We start from the raw sequence: 16,314 nt of genomic DNA on the forward strand, positions 1-16,314 counted from the left end.
CACGAAGTACCGATCCCGCTGTGTCGTACTGCTGGGGGGATGAGGAAAAGTCTACTCCCCGCCTGGAATAGTTGAACCCCGAAGTAGGACAATCACCCTTGCCGGTTTTGCAACAATCTGCGACAAAGCCAGGCCCAGATCGTTACCCGCCATTGCATCGCCTTTGACCATGCCCACACTGACCTTCACTCACCTCCCTCACCTGCAACGCCGCCTGCTGGACCATTTCTACCGCCAGCACGGCTCACGCATGCGCGCCGCCGGTGAGGGCGAGCAGTGGGTAGCGCGCGCAGGCGACATGATCGCAGGGATGAACCTCATAAGCGTGGCGGACGGCCGCTGGCTGACCGGGCTGTTCGTCGCGCCGGGCTGGCGCGGCCAGCGGGTGGCAGCACGGCTGATCGAAGCAGGTCTGCAAGGCAGTGCTGGCCCCACCTGGCTGTTCTGTGAGCCGCAACTGGTAGCCTTCTATGAGCGGCTGGGCTTCTGCGTTACCGAGCAGTTGCCCGAAGCCCTGGCCTCGCGCCTGGCCCGCTACCGGCGCAGCAAGCCATTGGTGGCGCTGGTGCGCAATCAGTCCTCGGCCACATCAAGCCCGGGGAATAACACCTCGGTGTAGCCGAATTTGCTGAAATCCTGGATTCGCGAGGGGTAGAGCCGGCCGATCAGGTGGTCGCATTCATGCTGCACCACCCGGGCGTGGAAGCCGTCGGCAAAGCGGTTGATCGGGTTGCCCTGCGGGTCGATGACTGAATAGCTGATGTGCTTGTAACGTGGCACCACACCCCGCAGGCCCGGCACCGACAGGCAGCCTTCCCAACCGTCCTCGACCTCCGTGGCCAGCGGCGTGATCACCGGGTTCAACAGAATGGTCGTGGGCACCGGCTCGGCGTCCGGGTAGCGCTCGCTGCGCTCGAAACCGAAGATCACCAGTTGCAGGTCGATACCAACCTGCGGCGCCGCAAGCCCCACACCGCCGACGTGACGCATGGTCTCGAACATGTCGTCGATCAACTGTTGCAGTTCGGCGCTGCCGATCATCTTGGCGGGCACGGGCGGGGCGATGCGCAGCAGGCGTTCGTCGCCCATCTTGAGGATGTCACGGATCATCGGGTGTTCGACTCGTGGGGGTGAGGTTCGGGTGTCACCGGGTGTTCATGGCCAAGCACGGTGATGGTTTCCTGCGGATTGTCATGGGCAAAGCCCTTCTCGCCAGGGTTCTTGCCCTCGCTCGACATATGCTCGATCACCGCGTTCATCTCCGCACCCAGCAGCAGCACGGCGGCAGAAATGTAGAAATACAGCAAGAGCACGATGATCGCACCAATGCTGCCGTACATGGCGTTGTAGTCGGCGAAGGTCTTCACGTAATAGGCAAAGCCCAATGACGCGATGATCCACACCACCACCGCCAGCACCGAGCCTGGGGTGATGAAGCGAAATTTCTGCTTCACGTCGGGCATCACAAAGTAGATGAGCGCCACCGCCACCATCATCAGGATGATGATCGCCGGCCAGCGCAGCACGGTCCAGACGAAAACCACCGCCTCCTGCAGGCCCACCTGGGCGGCGATCCACTCCATGACCTGCGGCCCGAGCACCATCAGCGCAGCGGCGGCCAGCAGCATGCCGGCGATGCCGATGGTGTAGATCACCGACAACGGAATCCGCTTCCACAACGGCCGCCCCTCGGGCACGTCATACGCGGCGTTCATCGCGCTCATCATCAGGCGCACGCCCGCCGACGCGGTCCACAGGGCAATCACGATACCCACCGAGAGCAAGCCACCTTTGGATTGCTGCAACTGGTCGATCACCGGGTTGACCTGCTCCAGCGCCTGCGGTGGCAGCACCAGCTCCGACTGCAGGCGCAGCCAGGAGAAGAAATCCGGCAAATGCAGGAAACCGATCAGGGCGATCAGGAACAGCAGGAAGGGGAACAGCGAGAACAGCATCTGGTAGGCCAGCGCGGAGGCGTAAGTGGACATCTCGTCGTCAAGGAACTCCTTGACGGTGCGCACCAGCACGCGGTGCAGGGGCAGGCCGCGCAGGTCGGGGAAAATCATAGCGTCTCCTTTCGCCGCTTGATCGTCTGAGGGTCTGGCTCACTACAGGGGAAGGCCTGTCAATGCAGACAAGTCTAATAGACCCTGCCGCAGCTGTGGTTGCTCAGTGCGCCTTTGAAGAAAAACCCTACACCCGCCCCCACGCGACCGTGGGCGCGGGCTGCCCCGCGATCAGCCGTTCAGGATCAAGGTTTCTTCAGCGCATCCTTGGCCTTGCCCACCGCCTGCTGCGCCTCGCCCTTGAGCTCCTGGGCCTTGCCTTCGGCGCGCAGCCGATCGTTGTCGGTCACCTTGCCGACGCCTTGCTTGATGTTGCCCACGGCCTCGTTGGCCAGGCCTTTGGCTTTGTCTTTGGTGCCACTCATGGGATGTCTCCTTGCGCGAAAGACACGGGAAATCGTGCCGACAGTGGGTCGACCCGCGCCCCTTTGCCAGAGTTTCAATCGGTTCGATTGTCGCCAGCCGAACGGTAAACAGCGGGCGAATACCGCACCGATTCACCTGCCACGGCGCCGCGAAGGCGAACGGCTGCCCTAGAATCGCCCCCAGACAGCCCGCCCGAGCACGGCGCGGCGCATAACAACAAACAGTCAGTGGAACCCCGCACCATGCGCCTGATGCCTGCGCTGGCAGCCCTGCTGCCGCTACTCCCCTTGTCCGCCCACGCCGTTGCGCCTGCCCAAATGCAGACGCTGACGGTCAACCGCTATGCCGACGACGGGCAACCCGGCACCCTGCGCTGGGCCATTGAAACCAGCAACCTGAACCCCGGCCACTACCGCATCGATATCGCCGCCGTGGGTAAACCGCCCCATGTGATCCGCCCGAACCGAGCGCTACCGGAAATCAAGGGGCCGGTCAGCATCACCGGCCTGGCCTGGGCCCGCGACGGCCAGTACATCACCCTCGATGGCTCGGGTTATATCAAGGACCAGGGCGTACACACCTGCCCTGGCGCCCTGCCCGGCCAGTACGGCACCAACGTACGCACCACCACCAACCCCGGCCTGGTGCTGCGCGATACCCAAGGCGTGCACCTGCAGGGCCTGGAAGTGCGCAACTTCTGCATCGGCATCCTGGTCAACCGCGCCAGCTACAACGTCATCGAAGACAACCGGATCGTCGCCAACAAGGGCGGCGCCGGAATCATGCTGACCGGCGACGACGGCGCCGGCAACCCGACCGCCACCACCACGAACAACAACAAGGTCCTGCGCAACCAGCTGATCGACAACGGCGATGGCCTGGAGCTGACCCGTGGCGCGGCCTTCAACCTAGTAGCCGACAACCTGTTCCGCTCCACCCCGGCCAACCCGGAACCCTCCCAGGGCATCGAGATCCTGCTGGGCAACGACAACAGCGTGGTGCGCAACCGCTTCGAGAATTACTCCGATGGCCTGCAGATCAACTGGGGCAAGCGCAACTACCTGGCCGGCAACACCTTCAGCGGCAACTCCATCGGCGTCAGTGTCACCGGCGAGGGCAATATCCTCGACGGCAACCTGATCCACGGCAACCGCATCGGCGTGGCGCTACGCCCGGAGCCGGAGATCACCGCCACCCGCCTCACCGCCAACCGCATCTGGGGCAACAGCCAGGATATCCGCCGCTGCGAAGCCGGGGGCTCGTGCGTGGCCGACCAGCGCACCGGCGCCATCGTGTTCGGCGTGCCGGCCCAGGCCCATGCGCTGTACGTGGGTTCGCGCGGCATCGGGGCGCAGTTGGCGAAGCAGGACCAGGCCATCATCTGCGACGGCAAGGGCGAACCCAAACCCTGCCAGCCGCTGCCCAACCATAACCAGCAGCCGCCGACACTGCTCGCCCTGCAAGGCAATGTGCTGCGCGGCGAGGTGCAGGGGCCGGCATCAAGCCTGCTGCGGGTCGAACTGTTCGGTAATGCCGAGGCGGAGGCGACCGAGGCCGAGCAGTATCTGGGTGAAGTGCTGGTGAACAGCGATGCCAAGGGGCAGGCGCGGTTTGCTCAGGTGCTTGAGCAAAGCGAAGGGCTGCAAAGCTTCACCGCGACCGTCACCACCGCTGATGGCGCCACGTCGGCATTGAGCGCAGCGCTGCGCCGTTGAGGCCACAGACCTTATCGCCGGCATGCCGACGATAAGGTCGCCCCGCGCCCCAGGCAGCCATTGCAGATTTCACGTAGCATGCGCACATTCCCACCACCACTGCCCATCGCCATGCTGATCCCCTACGAGCAACTCGAAGCCGACACCCTCACCCGCCTGATCGAGGACTTCGTCACCCGCGACGGCACCGACAACGGCGACGACACGCCCCTGGAAACCCGTGTGCTGCGGGTGCGCCAGGCGCTGGCCAGGAAGCAGGCATTCATCCTGTTCGATTTCGAGAGCGAGCAATGCCAGTTGCTGGCCCGGCATGATGTACCGCCGGAATTGCTGGCACCCTAGGCCTTTTTTATGCCCGCGCTTTCGCCTGCTGCTCCTTGATCCGTTCGTACACCTCTACCCGGTGCACATCGACATGGCGCGGTGCGCTGATGCCGAAGCGAACCTGGCCATTCTCGACCGACACCACCTGGATGCTGATGTCGTCTCCGATGAAAATCACCTCACCCACTTCACGTCCGATTACCAACATGCTCCGATCCTCCAGCCATAGGGAAAACCGGAGACTGCCTTGATGGCTTTCTCCTACTCAATCACTCCAGGGTGAAAGAGACCTAGCCTACCAACAGAGGTAAAAGGTCCTACAAAAATGCGGCTCAACCATAATGCCAGCCAGTCAAGCCAATTGGGGCCGCTCTGCGGCCCTTCGCGGGTAAACCCGCTCCCACAGGATTGCGCAAAATCTCAAGCTAGCGCTGTACCTGTGGGAGCGGGTTTACCCGCGAAGGGCTGCAAGGCAGCCCCATTAGTGGCTTTGAAGCGCTATCTGACTGGCATTAGGCTCAACCAGCACTTTTGCCGGCCTTGGCGCGCATCTTGACCGCCATATCGGCCATTTCGTCATACAGCCGCTGGGGCGCCTGGCACTTGAGCTGCCATGCCTGGCGCCCGGCCTCGTGGGGCAGGATGAGGAACTCGCCGGCAGCCACCTGTGCATGAATGTACTCGGCAATATCGGCAGCACTGATGGGCGAGCCTTCCAGCAACTTGCCCACCTGGGCCTTCATTGCCGGGGTCGGCCCACGGAACGAATCAAGCAGGTTGGTCTGGAAGAACGACGGGCAGACCACGTGCACCGCCACCCCGACCTGGCGCAGCTCAACCAGCAGGCTTTCCGACAGTGCCAGCACCCCGGCCTTGGCCACGTTGTAGTTGCTCATGCCCGGGCCCTGCATCAGCGCGGCCATGGAGGCAATATTGATGATCCGTCCACGGCTGCGTTCGAGCAGCGGCAGGAACGCCTTGCAACCCTTGACCACGCCCATCAGGTTGACCGCGATCTGCCAATCCCAGTCTTCCAGCGACAGCTCGCTGAAGAAGCCGCCCGAGGCCACCCCCGCGTTGTTGACGATCACGTCGCAGCCACCCAGACGCTGTTCGCAGGCTTGGGCCAGGGCGGTGAGCTGGCTGTAGTCGCGCACGTCGCAGCGCTGGACAAAACCATCGCCACCGGCGGCGCGCACCTGCTCCAGTGTCTCGCGCAGGCCCACCTCGTTGACATCGGCCAACGCCAGTTGCCAGCCCTCACGGGCCCAGCGCAGGGCAATCTCACGGCCCAGGCCGGAACCGGCCCCGGTGATCATCATTCGCTTGTGCATGGTCGCTGCCTTGTCCAGAACAGTGGGAATGCCTGGCAGTCTAGCGACAACCAAGGCTGCGCCGGTGTGGCATCAGGCAGCTGAATGTGGGGGTATCGGGCGACTCTGGGGGGGACTGGCCGGCGTGTACCGACGGCCGATTGAATTTTTACCGGCACGCACCGGTCGGAAATTGTGAGCGGCCAGCATTGTTCCGCGGCCCTTGACCCCCAACCACGCAAGGACTCCGCCATGACCACGATCCTCATCATCATCCTGATCCTGCTGCTGATCGGTGGCTTACCGGTCTTCCCCCACTCGCGCAGCTGGGGCTATGGCCCTTCGGGCATCGTCGGCGTAGTGCTGGTGGTGCTTTTGATCCTGGTGTTGCTGGGGCATATCTGACCTAGCCAGGCGGCGGCACCAGTCGCATGTCACCGCGCAGGCGCCGCAACAGCGCCTCGCGGTCCAGCGGCAGTGCGAGGTAGTCGCCCTGGGCGCTCTCGCAGCCCATCCCCAGCAAGGCCAGATGCTGTTCGGCGCTGGATACCCCGACCACCGTCAGGTGCTGTTCGAGGGCCAGCGCCAGGTTCAGGCAATGCTGCACCACGGCCCGGCATCGGGCTTCGTGGGGCAAGCCGCGAATGAAGCGCTCAGCCAGTTTGATCCGGGTGAACGGCAGCTGGCACAACAGCTGGCTGCCTGCCTGGTCGCTGCCGAACTCGGCCAGGCTCAGCTCGCAGCCCAGCGCCCGCAACCGCAGCAAGTTCTCAAGTTCCACCACGGTGATGTGGTAGAGGCTGCGCCCGCTCAGCTCGAAACACAGGTGACGCACATCGAAGCGCTGCTGGTGCAGCAAGGTGCGAATACGCAACACCAGAGAGCGGTCCAGCAGTTGCGGCCCCTTCAGGCGCAGGGTGATGCGCAACCGGCGCCCCTCGGCCTGTAGTTCGCTGTGCAGCGCCAGGCCCTGCTTAAGCAGTAGCAACGCCAGTTCATCGAGCAAGCCACAACGTTCCACGACGGGCAGGAAGACCTCAGGAGCTAGCACCCCCATCAACGGATGGTGCCAGAACGGTATCAGGTCGACGCCAGTGATGCGCCCGTCGCGCAAGTCGAAACTGGGTAGGTAGAACGCCGTGAACTGCCCATCGCGCATGCCGCGGCGCACCCCTTCCTCACCCGGCCAGAGTACCGCCGGGCGGGGTGACGTGCTATCTGACGACAGCGGATTCGGCAGGCACTGGCGCAGCATCTCCACCGACAAGGGTGGGTCCATGTCGGCGATGAAACGCATGCCCAGCCGCTCCACCAGCTGCTGTACGCTGCGGCGCATGCTCGGGCTCAGGCTGCAGGTCAACAGCACCGCCCCCGCCAACCTGGCCTTGCCCAGTCGATGGAGAAACTCCAGGGTATCCATGCCGCCGTCGCTCCCACCCGTCAGGGCACACACCGCCAGATCGACCCGTCCGGCCCGCTGCAGGCACAGCATGGCTTCGTTGGCATCCTGTGCCTGCAACACCTCGGCACACCCCAGGTAACCAAAGGTCTTCACCGCGATCACCCGCTGGAAGCGGTGCTCTTCGACTACCAGCACCCGCAACCCGTCTACTTCCATGTTCCACCTCTCGCTGCTCAACCCTGGCCGACGTGTCTGTCACGTGCGGCGCTGTTCTGTGTGCTGTAGCGCTGCAACACCCGTTCGAGCTCACTCAGTGCCTGGCAAACGGCCTCCAGTTGCCCGGGCGGGAGCGTGCCGCCGGCACAACTGCGCTCGACCTGCTCGCAGGCTTCGATCACCTTGCGGGCGCGAATGATCCGCGCCCCACCCTTGATTCGGTGAGCCAGCGCAGCCAGTGCCCCCAGATCCTCGTCTTCGCCATGGCCGAGCAGTTGGCCAAGGTCTTTGCGGTTGCTGGCCAGCAGGTCATTGAGCAGTGCGTCCAACGCCTGCTGGTCCCCCCCGGTCAGGCGCTCCAGGCTGCTCAGGTCGAAGCCGTCGCCCACGGCGACGGGCGCGTCGTCACTCACCCGCTGCGTGCCCACCAGTGCCAAGGCCAGCGCCTTGAGCCCCAACGGTTTGAAATGGCAGGCATCCATGCCGGCACGCTCGCAGCGCTGGCGCTCGCCCACCAACGCATTGGCAGTCAGCCCCAGCACCCGGCAGGCCCGGCGCCCCTGTCGACGCTCGTGCAGGCGAATCGCCCGGGCCAGGGTGTAGCCATCGAGCACGGGCATGTTGCAGTCGCTGATCACCACATCGAAATCGCCCTGCAACCACGCGCGCAAGCCCTGGGCGCCATCTTCGGCAACGCTGGCACGATGGCCCAGGTAGCCCAGCTGATTGGCCAGCAGCAGGCGATTGGCCGGATAGTCGTCCACCACCAGCACACGCAGCTGGCCGCCGTGGTGCGGCTCGAAGACATCGCCTGGCACCACCTGGCTCGCCAAACCCTCGAAGCAGGCCGTCACCCGCAGCCCCAGATCGATGCGCGTACCCACACCCAGGGTGCTGCGCAAGTGCATGTGCCCGCCCATCAGCTCGCACAGCGTACGGCTGATGGACAAACCCAGGCCCGCACCACGCCGGGCCGAATGGCGGTTGTTGCTGGCCTGCCAGTAAAGCCCGCCCAGGCGCGACAGTTCGGCCTCGGGGATACCGACCCCGGTATCTTCGATTGTCAACGCCAACTCCAGGTCACTGCCTGCAGGGCAGGCGCGCAGGCTGACCCGCACACAACCCTTGTGGGTGAACTTGATGGCATTGCTGATGAGGTTGGCCAGGATCTGCTTGAAACGCAGAGGGTCCAGCAGCACCTCGCATTCCGCCTGCCCATCCACCTCCAGCACCAGTTGCAGGCCCTTGGCCCTGGCCTGCTGCTCGAACAGGGTGACCACGCCCGTCACGTGCTGGCGCAAATGCACGCGCTGCGGCGCCAGTTCCAGATGCCCCGACTCGATGCGCGTGACATCGAGGATGTCGCCGATCAGCTCCAACAAACCGCGAGCGGCATCGGAGGCCACCTCGATGGACAGCCGGTCCAGTACGCCCTGCTCGGCCTTGCGCATGGCCAGTTCGAGCATGCCCAACACCGCGTTCAACGGGGTACGGATCTCATGGCTCATGGTCGCGAGGAAGTGGGTCTTGGCCTGGTTGGCACTGTCGGCGTCCTCCTTGGCCTCCTGCAGCGCGGCATGCAAGCGCTGGCGCTCCGACACATCAATCCAGCCGGCGATGACCCCGGCCTCGCCCTGGCTGCGATAGGGCAGCATCCAGTGGCAGAGCGTCCTGGTCTGCCCCTTGGCCAGCGCCACCTGGCAATCCTCGATGCGCGCCTGGCCGGTGGCCAGCACCTGGCGCCACCCACGTTGCCAGGCCATCTCGTCGGTCTCTCCTACTGGCTGGCCGATCGCTTCGGCTTTCCTCAGCCCCAGTGCTTTCAGGTAACTGCTGTTGCAGGTCTGCAAACGGCCCTCCTGATCACAGACATAGATCGGGTGCGGAGTGCCATCGATCATCACGCGCATGAACGCCAGTTGATTGGCCAACGCCTGCTCGGCCTGCTCGCGCACCCGCACCAGCTGGCGCAGGTAGCGCACCCAGACCAGCGCCAACACCAGCGCCGCGGCGACCGCGGCAAAGCCCTGCAGCACCTGCACGCGATAACGCTGCCAGAAGCTGTCGGCGATGATCACCTCGCTGCGCCAGCGCCGGCTCAGTGCCTCCATTTCCTGGGGCGAGAGACTCAGCAGCGCCTTGTTGAGGATCGACTGCAACTCCAGTGCCCCCCGATGGCTGGCGAAGGCGAAATAGGCCGGCTCCAACGGCAAGCTTGCGCTGACCTTCAACCGGGTCGGGTAGAGCCGCTCCACCAGCGCCTTGGCGCCGATCAGTGGCACCAGGGCGGCGTCGGCCCGCCCACTGGCGACCCGCCACACGGCATCCACCGGCCCCAGGGCCTCGACCTTGCGGATCTCCGGATGCCTGTCGTGCAGGTATTCAACGGGCAGGCCACTGCGACTCATGGCCAACCGCCGCCCCGCCAGATGTTCCAGGTCGACAGGTGCATCGGCGTTATCGGCGGTGACCAGCACCCGCGGAGAACTGGCGAATGCGCGGCTGAATGCCAGGAATGTCTCACGGCGGCTACTGGGGCTGAGCCCGGCGATCAGGTCGGCGTTGCCCTGGCGCACGTCTTCGACCATGCGCTCCAGGTAGTTGCCGTCGGTGAACTCGAAGTGCAGCCCGGTGCGCCGGGCGATGCGTTGCAGTACATCGACGGCCAGTCCGCGCAAACGGCCCTCGCCGTCCCGATAACTGATTGGCGGGTACTGCGCATTGAGCAGCACGCGCACGGTCGGATGCCGCTCTATCCAGCGTCGCTCCTCGTCGCTCAGCGCCAGCGGGCGGCGCTCCACCGGCCCCTGCCCCCCCCAACGCCGACGTATGCGCTCATGTTCCTCCTGCGGCACATGCGCCAGCACCGCATTGACCATTTCAAGCAACGGCTGGTTCAATGGCGCGATGGCGAATCCCATGGGTTGTTCGCTCAATGCCGGGCAGTCGATGGCCTCGATGTTGCTCATCAGGCCCTTGCCGATCTGGTACTGGCTCTCCAGCGCCCCGCCCAGGTACAGCTCGGCCTGGCCGAACGCCAAAGCGCCCAACGCCGCTCGGCTGGAGGCATAGACCTGCACCTGGGCCTGTGGATAGATCGCCAGCACACTGTCCAGGCTGCGATAACCCTCGCGCATGGCCAGGCGCAACGGCTCAGTTGCCGCATCGATGCGCTCCTCATCCTCACGCGCCACCAGCATCGGCCGATCCTCGACATAGGGCGCCGTCAGCCGCAGGTTGGCGAAATCAGCCTGCTGCGCGGTGACGCTGCCCAGCAGATGAGCCTGCCCGGTGCGCACCGCCGACAATGCCTCATCGACCGAAGCGAACAAGCGCAAGCGCACCTCCACCTGCAGTTGCTCGGCGATCAGCCCTGCATAATCGGCACTGATGCCTTCGTACTCATGCCCGATGCCGAGAATGTCCAGCGGCGGGTTGTCCGGGCGCACCACGGCCAGGATGATCTGGCGATGCTCCCATAGCCACCGCAGTTGTGCCTCGCTCGGCACCACACGCGGCCCCTCGAGGCTGGAGCGCCCATGCAGCACCGGCTGGGGCTGGGCGGCCAGCAGCGGTGCGACGCTCAGCAGCAGGCCTAAGAAGAATATCTGTGGGATAGGCAAGGTCGGCCTGGCTAAATCAGCAGATTGCGCCGAGCAAGGTCGGCCAAGTCGACCACCGAGGTCACCCGCAGCTTTTCCAGCAGACGTGCCTTGTACGTGCTGATGGTCTTGTTGCTTAGCAACATCTGCTCGCCGATGGCCTTGTTGCTCATGCCCTTGGCCAGTTGCTGGAGAATGATCACCTCGCGATCGCTGAGGCCGGCGATGCGCTGCGTATCGCTGGCGGCGATGTCCTGCCGGTGCACCGAGCTCAGTGCCACATCGGGGAAATAGGTGTAGCCGGAGCGCAGGGCCAGCACTGCCTTGCTCAATTCACTGAGGTCATCACACTTGGAGACGAAGCCAGCAGCCCCGGCCTTCATGCAGCGCAGCGAGAAATATTCGGCCAACTGCGAAGTCAGCACCAGGATCTTGGCCGGCCGGTCCTGGGCCCTGATCCGCTCGATCACCTGCAGGCCGTCCAGGCCCGGCATGGTGATGTCCAGCACCACCAGGTCGGGGCCGCGTTCACGGGCCATGCGGACCGCATCGATCCCGTTGTCCGCTTGCCCCACCACGTCCAGGCGGTCCTGGCGCAGTTGCAGGCAGACACTGGCGCGAATGAAGGGGTGGTCGTCGACGATAAGCGCTTTCATGTTGCGATCTCCCTGATGATCAGCCTTTGAAGGCCATTTCCTGACGTTTCTCGCCTTCGTGCAGTTCGAAACGGTAATGCCGGCCAGGTTGCGCCTCGAGTATGCGCACACGCCCCGGCAGCAGGTGGTGCTTGGTCGCCGGCGCGCAGTCGCGGCCGTCCGCCGTGCAGTGGCGCAAGTGGTCGAGGACCACCGTGGCGTTGCCCTGGTTGCTCACCCTCACGGCCCCGCCCTCGCCGTGCACCGGAGTGTCGTAGCGGGTCTCGCCCGGGCGCACAAACAACAGAGTGCCGTAGCCGGCCAACACGTTGACCCCGGCCTTGAGGTTGTTGCGGTATTGCTCGGCATCCTCGTCGCTGACCCGGAAGCCATCGTCGTGCTCGGGCAGCACGGGCATGAAGCGCAGGCGGAAATAGCGTTCCTTATCTCGTTCGCCGCGATACAGCAGGCGTACCGCTTGCATGCCCCGGGCTGGCACGATCAACCGCGCCGGGCTGACCACCAGGCCACGCAGCTCAAGTGGCAGACCTTCCTGATCGACTTCACGGGCCACGCCAGCGGAGTCGTACACCAGCTCGGCGACGCTGACCTTGACGAACGCGGTGGTGTCGCCACCGTTGCGCACTCGTTTGAGCAGCGTGCTCTTGTCCCCGTCCATGTAGTCGTAAAGCCCGCCCACGTTCAGCTCCGGGCCGGCTTGCGTCGCCAGGGGTGTCAACAGCAGGGCCAGGTACACGAATTTCCATGCGTTCATTTCAAACCTCGTGATAGATGCCGTGATAGCCAATAGATATCACCACCTGTCATTCTTCATGGATGTGCCAAACGGGAAAGATTGACGCTTCCTAAAGCACAAAGAGAAATTTCCTAAAGACCCGGATCGACGCCTACAGCTCTGCGTCAAATACCACCGTGGCCTGGCCTTCATAGCGGCTGCCCGGCTGGGCCAACATCGCGGTCAGCGCCTCGCCGGTCACATCGAAGTGCAACTGTCCCTGACGACTGAACAGGCCATCCCGTGGCCGTAACTCGACGGCCAAGGCCTTGCCGGTAGGTATGCTCAGGCGGCTGATCGGCCTGCCCTGCTGCGCACTCACGGCAGGCAGACTCAGGGCGATCTCCACCGGCACCTGGTGTGCGCTGGTGTTGCGGATTGCACACTGGCTACCCTGGTCGTACTGGCAAAGTTTGTAGATCTTCAGGGGGCCGGAGCTGGACAGCCGAAATGGCATGTCGCGCGACAGCTTAGAGGGTTGCCTGCGCCCGCCGAGCCAGGCCAGCCATCCTCCGGGCGGCTCGAGCACCGCACGCTCCGATCCAGGAGGGAACCACAGATGCAGGTCGTGCTGAACATCGAGTACGAAATGCACGGTAAGGAGGTTGTCGTTGAGATCGGTCACAGCATTGCCAAAGTCAAAATCACCGCCCGAGCCGACGCTGTACTGGGTGCTGCCACGGTATTGGCCCTGAGGCATGCTGACGGCCGCGGGCATGATCAAGCGAAAAAGCACGCCAGTCTCAAGTACGACCATGCTGACCGTTTCCCCGTCCGGCGCATCGCGATGCTCATTGTGGCAAGCCTCGGGGGCCTGAGGATTGCGCACACCCCAGAGGTACTGAGCCCTCAGATTCTGCCAATGGACGCTGTTCAAAAGTGTACAGCCGCCTACGAGACCTCCTTGGTATCCGTTCACCGGCAGCAGTCCTTCAGTTCCCACTTTCTCCATGTACTGGCCGATACCCGAGAACTGCAACTGAAGTGTGAAGCGCTCGCCACTGGCCTGGTTGAATACCTCGACGTCCCGACGTGACGGCACCTTGACGTAATAGCGATGACGAAAATCGACCGCGCCCTTGACCGTGGTCTTGGTAAACGAGATGGGCAAATCGACCGTACTCTCCCCGATGCATTGGTTTGGCCAGCGTGCGCACAGGTTGGCGGGAGGCGTGGTGTTCTCGAACTTCCCGGCGGCATCACCTCGATAACGCGCAGAAATGGTCGCGTCCTGTGCCCAGCCAGGTTGAGCTAGCAGGCTACCCAGCACGCAAGCCGGGGCGAACAACCGCAGGACCCGGAGGTATGAGCGGGCATGTCGAGCGATCGGCATCAACTTTTGTCTCCAGTGCGTGCGAGCGCAGCTCGCAACTGATTGTCACCAAGGCACGGCAGATCACCGGCCAACAGCAAGCTGCCCTCCCGAACCATCCTGGAAAGCTCAAGCTCCAGCAGACAGATCGCCTTGCCGCCGTGGCGAATCTCCAGGTTTGGCTGCGCCTCGCTCATTTCGACGGCGAAGTGCCCGCCGACCTCGCTGATCCCGCGGCTGGCGTGGTTGATAACTTGCGCGCCGCTCAATGGCTGCCCCTGATGATCGACCAGCCGTCCAAGCACAGTGACCGTGCGCAGTACTTTCAACTTCCGATACTCCACCCCGCCCCGGTTCAGGTGATAGTCCAGGCTGCTGGGCTGGATCACCGCTGCCGGATCGTGTGTACCGGCGAAGTCGAACTGCACATGCCCAGCCCGATAGGCTCCGACCGGCACGATGTTGCGACCGGGCCGCAACGTGGCACTCAGGCCCTGTTGATCGTCGGCGCGCACCTCCAACGCTGGCAGATCGGTTTCGACGTCGATGATCAAACCTGCTTCGTGGGCCAGGTGTTGGCCACTTACGGCCAGCTCGCCGCCGCCCATGGCCACCACGCTCTGCAAGTTGAGGCCGCCGCTGATGCGGTCGTTGTAGGAGGAGCTCTGCGCGAAGGCATCACCAAACAGCGCCTGGCTCTGGAACTGGGCATTGCCACCAAAGCCCACGCCGTAACGATCCACGCTGGCGCTAGCGCCCAGGTTGCGCAGCGGCCCCAGCTCGACATCCTGCTGATAGGCGATCGAACCGTTCTGATCGCGACCGCCGTCGCGTGAGGTGCGGCTGCCCAGACTGGCGGCAATACGCCGGCCCGGCCCACCAAGGCTCATGCTCAGGCTCAGGTTGACGCCGCGATTGCGCGCCCCGCCGCTGCTGGCGGTGCCGGGCCGATCGAACAGCGACAGCCGCCAGTTGGCGTCGGAGCCTGCCAGCTTGCCGTAATAGGACCAACCCAGGTCGACACCCAGCCCGCTGGCTGCGCCGTTGCTGTGGGCCAGGCGCAAGGTCGCGGTACTGCGCGAGGTGACGTGGTGGTTGAACGACAACGCGGTCTGGGTGATTTCCTGCTGCTGGTCGACCTTGCCGTTACCCGTCGTGTCGATGTCCGTCCAGGCCTGGTTGTGGCTGAGCACCAGCGAGCCCAGGGCATGGCTGTGGATCATCTGCAGGTCGTAGCCATCGCCCTGGCCCTCGGTACGGTACAGGTTGCCGTAAAGCTTGAGACGGTCTAGCAGGTCCCAGTCCAGCGAGGTGCCGTATTGCATGGCTTCGTCCACCCGTTGCACGGAGGTGCCAACGATGGCCCGTGGGTGCACCAGGTAGTTGAGCATGACCCCAGCCCCGAGGCTGTTGTCATGCGCGTCATCCCAGTTGCTCAGCAGGCTGGTCTGCTGGCCGAGAAAGAGGTTGTAGCGCCAGCGGCTGTCACTGTTGCGCCAGTTGGACGGCTTGTAGATGAATTCCTCGGTGCGCGAGGTCTCCTGGCCATCTTCGATCAGGCGCACTTCCACCTGGTAGATGCCACCTGGCAGCACGCGGGTATCCAGGGCCTGCAGCCCTGGCTGCACCGGCTGACTGTTGATCAGTACACCATTGCGGTAGAACTCCACCTGGCCGGGCCGATTGGGCGTGACGTAGATCGGCGTCGAGCTGGGTTGGCCATTGTCGATCAGCAGGCTGTCGCTGCTGCCGAACATCAAGCCGAGTGTGGTGTCCGGGCTGCTGCCCAGCAGGCGCGGCTGGCGGGTGAGCCCCTGAGCACCTGGAGTGAAATAGCCCAGGCGAAAGAAATGCTGGTCGTGCAGGCGCTCGGCATAGAGCTGATCCATACGGTGGCGGGTACCGTGCTGGCTGACGCTGCCTCGGTCGAACTGGGCGTCGGCCAGGGCCGTCCAGTTGCCCAGGCTGCCCTGCCCCTGCAGGCCGAAGCGACCACTGGTGGCCTGGCCATCGTTGACCAGGTTGAGTTGGTTGCGCAGCAGCAGGCCATGACTACCCTGCTCAGGCAGCGCATGAAAACGCGGTGCCTGGCGGTCCTGCTCGGCATCGTTGGTGAGCAGCGACAACTGCGAGTTGACCAGGCTGTAGTGGATCGCGCGCAGGCCATCGATGCAGTCACGCGAGCAATCACCCAGCGGACGCCCTTCGCCCAGGCGCTCCTGCCAGCGTCGGCGCACGGACGCGGACTCACGGCTGTCCTGGGTGTCGGTGAATTCGAGCAACTGCACGCGCTCGTCACGCCCGAGCACTACCATTGCATCGCCCAGGTAACGGCCGTCGAGATCAACCCTGACCGCCAGGGGCACATCGAAGAAATGCGCTTCGAACTCCCGCGGCAAGCCCTTGGCCTGGCTGACCACCCCCAAGGCTTCGCGCGCTGGGTCGGCGATCGCCGGAGAAGCGCACAGGCAGACGGCGACAAGGTAGCCTCGAGCGCCACGCATGAAAACAAATTTGTTGGCCATGACCCTGTCTACAGGCAAAGCTTCCCCCTGCCGCCAGTAACG

General features: G+C 64.1%; 15 protein-coding genes. 4 read left to right on the forward strand and 11 right to left on the reverse strand.

Annotated elements, in window-relative coordinates:
* The first annotated feature begins 169 nt into the window (after nt 1-169).
* Nucleotides 170-619 (forward strand): GNAT family N-acetyltransferase, encoded by a 450-nt coding sequence (locus tag ACQ4N9_RS15480; RefSeq protein ID WP_390967946.1) that lies wholly within the window; start codon nt 170-172, stop codon nt 617-619.
* Here ACQ4N9_RS15480 and def read toward each other — a convergent pair.
* The 3 genes from def to ACQ4N9_RS15495 all read right to left on the reverse strand — a co-directional run bounded on the left by def (nt 574) and on the right by ACQ4N9_RS15495 (nt 2,431).
* Nucleotides 574-1,110, reverse strand: a complete 537-nt coding sequence (gene def / locus ACQ4N9_RS15485; RefSeq protein ID WP_390967947.1) for a peptide deformylase — start codon at nt 1,108-1,110, stop codon at nt 574-576. The genes ACQ4N9_RS15480 and def overlap by 46 nt on opposite strands.
* A complete protein-coding gene (locus ACQ4N9_RS15490; protein WP_390967948.1) occupies nt 1,107-2,066 on the reverse strand; it encodes a YihY/virulence factor BrkB family protein in 960 nt (319 codons plus the stop codon). Before ACQ4N9_RS15490 ends, def begins: the two co-directional genes overlap by 4 nt.
* Nucleotides 2,067-2,251: 185 nt before the next feature.
* Nucleotides 2,252-2,431 (reverse strand): CsbD family protein, encoded by a 180-nt coding sequence (locus ACQ4N9_RS15495; protein ID WP_125465105.1) that lies wholly within the window; start codon nt 2,429-2,431, stop codon nt 2,252-2,254.
* 243 nt (nt 2,432-2,674) lie between these two features.
* On the opposite strand from ACQ4N9_RS15495, the gene ACQ4N9_RS15500 reads away from it, so the two are divergent.
* Nucleotides 2,675-4,147: a right-handed parallel beta-helix repeat-containing protein gene (locus tag ACQ4N9_RS15500; protein ID WP_390967949.1), complete on the forward strand. Its 1,473-nt coding sequence runs from the start codon at nt 2,675-2,677 to the stop codon at nt 4,145-4,147.
* Nucleotides 4,148-4,258: 111 nt separating this feature from the next.
* Entirely contained in the window at nt 4,259-4,489 is a 231-nt protein-coding gene (locus ACQ4N9_RS15505; protein ID WP_125466238.1) for a YheU family protein, read from the forward strand.
* A 7-nt stretch (nt 4,490-4,496) separates the two neighbouring features.
* Here ACQ4N9_RS15505 and csrA read toward each other — a convergent pair whose 3' ends face one another.
* The gene (gene csrA, locus ACQ4N9_RS15510; protein WP_390967950.1) at nt 4,497-4,679 is read right to left on the reverse strand and encodes a carbon storage regulator CsrA; all 183 of its coding nucleotides are present in this window, start codon (nt 4,677-4,679) and stop codon (nt 4,497-4,499) included.
* Nucleotides 4,680-4,989: 310 nt separating this feature from the next.
* Entirely contained in the window at nt 4,990-5,805 is an 816-nt protein-coding gene (locus tag ACQ4N9_RS15515; RefSeq protein ID WP_390967951.1) for an SDR family oxidoreductase, read from the reverse strand.
* Nucleotides 5,806-6,036: 231 nt separating this feature from the next.
* Here ACQ4N9_RS15515 and ACQ4N9_RS15520 point away from each other — a divergent pair, with 231 nt between their 5' ends.
* Entirely contained in the window at nt 6,037-6,189 is a 153-nt protein-coding gene (locus tag ACQ4N9_RS15520) for a DUF3309 family protein (protein WP_110996334.1), read from the forward strand.
* Nucleotide 6,190: 1 nt separating this feature from the next.
* On the opposite strand, the gene ACQ4N9_RS15525 is transcribed toward ACQ4N9_RS15520, so the two are convergent.
* The 6 genes from ACQ4N9_RS15525 to ACQ4N9_RS15550 all read right to left on the reverse strand — a co-directional run bounded on the left by ACQ4N9_RS15525 (nt 6,191) and on the right by ACQ4N9_RS15550 (nt 16,272).
* Nucleotides 6,191-7,402, reverse strand: coding sequence for an EAL domain-containing response regulator (locus tag ACQ4N9_RS15525; protein ID WP_390967952.1), 1,212 nt, complete (start codon nt 7,400-7,402; stop codon nt 6,191-6,193).
* A gap of 17 nt (nt 7,403-7,419) precedes the next feature.
* Complete coding sequence (locus ACQ4N9_RS15530) at nt 7,420-11,025, reverse strand: transporter substrate-binding domain-containing protein (RefSeq protein WP_390967953.1); 3,606 nt, start codon at nt 11,023-11,025, stop codon at nt 7,420-7,422.
* 11 nt (nt 11,026-11,036) lie between these two features.
* Entirely contained in the window at nt 11,037-11,660 is a 624-nt protein-coding gene (locus ACQ4N9_RS15535) for a response regulator (protein WP_390967954.1), read from the reverse strand.
* Between the two features lie 19 nt (nt 11,661-11,679).
* Nucleotides 11,680-12,414, reverse strand: a complete 735-nt coding sequence (locus tag ACQ4N9_RS15540) for a molecular chaperone (RefSeq protein WP_390967955.1) — start codon at nt 12,412-12,414, stop codon at nt 11,680-11,682.
* 133 nt (nt 12,415-12,547) lie between these two features.
* The gene (locus ACQ4N9_RS15545; protein ID WP_430933214.1) at nt 12,548-13,771 is read right to left on the reverse strand and encodes a hypothetical protein; all 1,224 of its coding nucleotides are present in this window, start codon (nt 13,769-13,771) and stop codon (nt 12,548-12,550) included.
* Nucleotides 13,768-16,272, reverse strand: a complete 2,505-nt coding sequence (locus ACQ4N9_RS15550) for a TcfC E-set like domain-containing protein (protein WP_390967957.1) — start codon at nt 16,270-16,272, stop codon at nt 13,768-13,770. Before ACQ4N9_RS15550 ends, ACQ4N9_RS15545 begins: the two co-directional genes overlap by 4 nt.
* Nucleotides 16,273-16,314 lie beyond the last annotated feature (42 nt).

The organism is Pseudomonas sp. ES1 (assembly GCF_050586605.1).
GTDB classification, from domain to species: domain Bacteria; phylum Pseudomonadota; class Gammaproteobacteria; order Pseudomonadales; family Pseudomonadaceae; genus Aquipseudomonas; species Aquipseudomonas sichuanensis.

Bases quoted from the DNA above. Each gene is read 5' to 3' on its own strand.
- ACQ4N9_RS15480 (WP_390967946.1), top strand. From the start codon at position 170: ATGCCCACACTGACCTTCACTCACCTCCCTCACCTGCAACGCCGCCTG.
- def (WP_390967947.1), bottom strand. From the start codon at position 1,110: ATGATCCGTGACATCCTCAAGATGGGCGACGAACGCCTGCTGCGCATC.
- ACQ4N9_RS15490 (WP_390967948.1), bottom strand. From the start codon at position 2,066: ATGATTTTCCCCGACCTGCGCGGCCTGCCCCTGCACCGCGTGCTGGTG.
- ACQ4N9_RS15495 (WP_125465105.1), bottom strand. From the start codon at position 2,431: ATGAGTGGCACCAAAGACAAAGCCAAAGGCCTGGCCAACGAGGCCGTG.
- ACQ4N9_RS15500 (WP_390967949.1), top strand. From the start codon at position 2,675: ATGCGCCTGATGCCTGCGCTGGCAGCCCTGCTGCCGCTACTCCCCTTG.
- ACQ4N9_RS15505 (WP_125466238.1), top strand. From the start codon at position 4,259: ATGCTGATCCCCTACGAGCAACTCGAAGCCGACACCCTCACCCGCCTG.
- csrA (WP_390967950.1), bottom strand. From the start codon at position 4,679: ATGTTGGTAATCGGACGTGAAGTGGGTGAGGTGATTTTCATCGGAGAC.
- ACQ4N9_RS15515 (WP_390967951.1), bottom strand. From the start codon at position 5,805: ATGCACAAGCGAATGATGATCACCGGGGCCGGTTCCGGCCTGGGCCGT.
- ACQ4N9_RS15520 (WP_110996334.1), top strand. From the start codon at position 6,037: ATGACCACGATCCTCATCATCATCCTGATCCTGCTGCTGATCGGTGGC.
- ACQ4N9_RS15525 (WP_390967952.1), bottom strand. From the start codon at position 7,402: ATGGAAGTAGACGGGTTGCGGGTGCTGGTAGTCGAAGAGCACCGCTTC.
- ACQ4N9_RS15535 (WP_390967954.1), bottom strand. From the start codon at position 11,660: ATGAAAGCGCTTATCGTCGACGACCACCCCTTCATTCGCGCCAGTGTC.
- ACQ4N9_RS15540 (WP_390967955.1), bottom strand. From the start codon at position 12,414: ATGAACGCATGGAAATTCGTGTACCTGGCCCTGCTGTTGACACCCCTG.
- ACQ4N9_RS15550 (WP_390967957.1), bottom strand. From the start codon at position 16,272: ATGGCCAACAAATTTGTTTTCATGCGTGGCGCTCGAGGCTACCTTGTC.